Below are 3,417 nucleotides of genomic sequence, written 5' to 3'. Positions count from 1 at the left end.
CGGCGCCGGGCTGCCGGGGTAGAGCCCGGGCCCGGCGCGAAGCTCGGCCGTGCCCACGCCCGCCACCACCACCGCGCCCAGGCCGATGCGCGGGATCTCGATGAGGAAGAGCGGCCGGACGGGCGCCCCGGCGCCCGCCGAGACGCCGCCCGCCGGCTTCGCTCCCGCCGGCCCTCCGGCGAGGAGGCCCGCGGCCAGGGTCGGGTCGTCGGCCGGACCCGTCGCCGCGCCGGGCGCGGCGGAGGAAGGGAACGCCTGCGCCTGCGCGGAGAGGAGCTCCGCCAGCAGGCGCTCCTGCTGCCACTGGGCGTAGAGGCGGGCCCAGAGCGGGGTAAGGGCGAGGAGGAGGCCGCAGGCGAAGAGGAGCGCCTCAGCCCACGGCCGCCCGCGGGCGGCGGCCGGGCGGCGCGGCCGCGGGGAGGCGCGCCGCCCGGTCTCGAGGTTGCCTGCGGTCTCAGGAGCCGCCATCGCCGGAGGCGGCGACCTCCCGCGCCTCCTCCCGGCGCCGCAGGAAGCGCCTCGCCGAGAGCGCCGCCGAGGCCAGCATGAGGAGGAGACCGCCGAGGACGAAGGCGTCGAAGTTGCCGCCGGTGAAGGCCAGCCCGCCTCCCGGCCCCGCCTGGGGCGGGGGCTGGGGCGCCGTCACCTGCCGGCCGGAACGGGCCAGGACGAAGTCGACTTCGACCCGCTGGTTGCCCTGGGCGAGGTCGACCGTCGCCTGGCTGCCCGAGACGGCGCGGCCGTCGACGAGGACCTGGACCACTTGGTAGCCGGCCAGAGCCGCGCCGACCGTGTGGGAGCCCTGGGCCAGGCCCGTGAAGCGGAAGGTGCCCGCGGCGCTCAGGCCCGTTCCGGGGCCGGAGTCGAGGCTGACCTGCGCCCCCGTCGCCGGACCGCCCCCGAGGAAGCGGACCATTCCCCAGATCTCCGCGTTGGCGGGAGCCGGCCCGCCCGTCGGGGGCGGAAGGCTCGCCACCACCGGCGCCGGCGGCGGCACGGGGGCTCCCCCGCCGCCCGCGGGCTGCGGCGCCTCGACCAGGACGTTCAGCTGCGTCGGCGGCTGCACCGGCACGTCGACGGTGCAATGGACCTGGTTGCCGGTGCGCCGGCAGTCGCCGCCCGACTCCGAGTAGTAGGGCGTCGCCCCGACCGGTCCGTTCGCGTCGCTGAACCAGATCCAGAGCGGGCCCGTGTCCGCCGGGTCGATCGCGAAGTCGACCGCGGCGATGCCCCGGCCGTCCCCGGCGAGCGTGTAGTGGATGCCGCTGATGGTGAAGTCGCCGGGCGCCGCCATGCGCGCTCCCGCGAAACCGCCGGTCCACGTCAGGAAGAGCATGACCAGCAGCAGCTCCGCCGCGACGCGCGCACGATCCCATGCCTGCGCGATCCGTACCATGGCGATCACGGTCCTTGTGTGCCGGCGCCGGAGCCTGTGCTCGAGCCGGAGACTGTCGCGTCAGAGCCGCCACCCGCTCCGCCGGAGCCGCCGTCCGCCGGCGAGCCCCCGCCCTGGGAACCGGTCCCGCTCCCGGCGGGCGCGCCCGTGCTTCCGGAGCCGTCCGTGGAGGAGCCGCTGCCACTCGCCTGTCCCGGGGCGGAGCCCGCGGTGTCGCCGGTCGAGCCGCCACCGCTCGTCTGAGTCGAGGAGGAGCTGCCGGTGTCGCCGCTCGAGCCACCGCCGCTCGTCTGCGTCGAGGAGGAGCTGCCGGTGTCGCCGATCGAGCCGCCCCCGCTCGTCTGGGCCGAGGAGGAGTTCCCGCTGTCGCCGGACGAGCTGCTCGAGCCGCTCTCCGTCGACTGGAGGGTCGCCGAGTCCGGAGAACTGACGGGAGAGCCGTCCTGGGAGTCGCCCCGGTCGTCCTCGTCGCAGTCGTTGTCGTGGCCGTGGTGGTGATGCCCGTCCGGCCCCTGCGTCGAGAGCGGGAAGGACCACGAGTCGTCGTCCTGGTCGCCCGGGCAGCAGCTGCCCGGATCGTCCGAGTCGCCGTCGCCGTCGTGGCCCTTGTGGTGCGGATCCTTGTCCTTCTGCGAATCGCTGTCGTGGCCGTGGCCGCCGCCTCCCGAGCCGCCCGGGTCGCACAGGTTCGGCACGGGGTTGAGGACGCGGCCGAGGTTGGTCGGCGGCACTAGGTTGTTGGCCATGGCGGCGCTGGCCACCGTCGCCACGAGGGCGGCGCAGGCCAGGGTCAGCGCCAGGGCCATGCGGAAGCGTCCGGAGGCGCTCAAGGGCCGTCCGCCTTCCTCGTACTGCCTCTCCTCCTCACGCTCGCACCTCGCTTGCCGGGCCGGCGTCGGAGAGCTCCCCCGCCTGGAAGGAGTCGGCCCCGCCGAACCAGCCCGTCGTCTTGTAGCAGTAGACGCAGTCGGTGTCCTCGACCGCGTAGAGATGGGTTCCGTCCGGAGCTTCCTGGTGCAGGACCAGCCGCTCGTACTGGGCCGCCAGGCGGACGAGGCTCGCCATGTCGGCCACCCAGACCACCCGCGGGCGGTCGCCGAGGCCGAGGTCGCGCGCCTCGGCCAGCAGGTCGCCGTAGAGGGCGCGGATCCGCTCGTGCTCGGGCCTGCGGCCCTCGCGCAGGAACTGGAGCCAGGAGAAGACCAGCGCCGCCAGCGCCGCCAGGAGGAACGCGGGGAGGACCAGGCGGACGCCGGCCACCGGGACCTGGAGGCGCGCCACGCCGAGCGTCGCCGGGACGTCGCGCGTCAGGTTGATCGCGGATGTCCCGCGCGGCTGGAGCGGGTCCGACCCGGACTGTCCGGCCGCCCCCGTCACCAGGCTCAGGGCCAGGGGCGTGAAGTTGAAGTCGAGCTCGGGCCGGTAGGTCGCGGAGAGGGGAGTTCCCGCCAGGGTGCCCGCCACTTGCAGCGCCGGCCGGACCACCAGCTTGTACTGCTCGTTGCGCAGGCCGGTGGCGGCCTCCACCTGGCCGATGAGGCTGGCCAGCTGGCCCAGGTCCAGCGTCCCCTCCAGCGAGGCGCGGTCGCCCTGGAAGCGCGCCGGCGCCTGGAGGACGAAGCTCCGGCTCCAGCCGCTCGAGCCCTGGAGGACCGCGGTCAGGGAACCGCTTCCTTGGACCTCGTGGGGGAGCGGGCTCTCGAAGCGGTAGTCGAAGCGGAAGCGGACGACATGGGTCTGGCTGAGGAAGACCGGATCGCCCGCGCGCACCTTCCCGTCCGGATAGACCGGGCCCGGCGGCGCGGAGGCCGCGTAGTCGAAGCTCCCGCCCTGGGCGTATTCGACGGGGTAGTTGGAGGGACGGGTCTGCGGCGTGGAGTACGCGAGCCAAGCCAGGCCGGCGAAGAGAAGGAAGGCGACGCCGGACCAGAGGAGGCGCCCGGAGGCGCCCCGCCCCCAGCCGGCGGTCCCCCCGCCGGCCGCCCCCGCCGGGCGTCCCCAGAGCCGCTTCCTCTTCCGCC

At 75.4% G+C, this 3,417-nt stretch carries 4 protein-coding genes; all 4 read right to left on the bottom strand.

Annotated features, from left to right (window positions below):
* On the bottom strand, nucleotides 1–468 hold a 468-nt coding region (locus K6U79_11385; protein MCL6522955.1), incomplete at its 3' end, for a hypothetical protein.
* A complete protein-coding gene (locus K6U79_11380) occupies nucleotides 455–1,396 on the bottom strand; it encodes a carboxypeptidase-like regulatory domain-containing protein (protein ID MCL6522954.1) in 942 nt (313 codons plus the stop codon). The genes K6U79_11385 and K6U79_11380, both read right to left, overlap by 14 nt.
* 5 nt (nucleotides 1,397–1,401) lie before the next feature.
* Nucleotides 1,402–2,226 carry a hypothetical protein gene (locus K6U79_11375; GenBank protein ID MCL6522953.1) on the bottom strand — a complete coding sequence of 275 codons (825 nt, stop codon included), beginning with the start codon at nucleotides 2,224–2,226 and terminating at the stop codon, nucleotides 1,402–1,404.
* 34 nt (nucleotides 2,227–2,260) lie between these two features.
* Nucleotides 2,261–3,417: hypothetical protein (locus tag K6U79_11370; GenBank protein ID MCL6522952.1), on the bottom strand; the 1,157-nt coding region annotated here is incomplete at its 5' end.

This window comes from Bacillota bacterium (genome assembly GCA_023511835.1).
GTDB lineage: Bacteria > Bacillota > Sulfobacillia > JAIMAT01 > JAIMAT01 > JAIMAT01.
Note: the sequence above shows the minus strand (reverse complement) of the source record. Positions and strands in the feature narration are given on the sequence as shown.

Coding starts and splice junctions, on each gene's coding strand:
- K6U79_11380 (MCL6522954.1), bottom strand. CDS start 1,396: ATGGTACGGATCGCGCAGGCATGGGATCGTGCGCGCGTCGCGGCGGAG.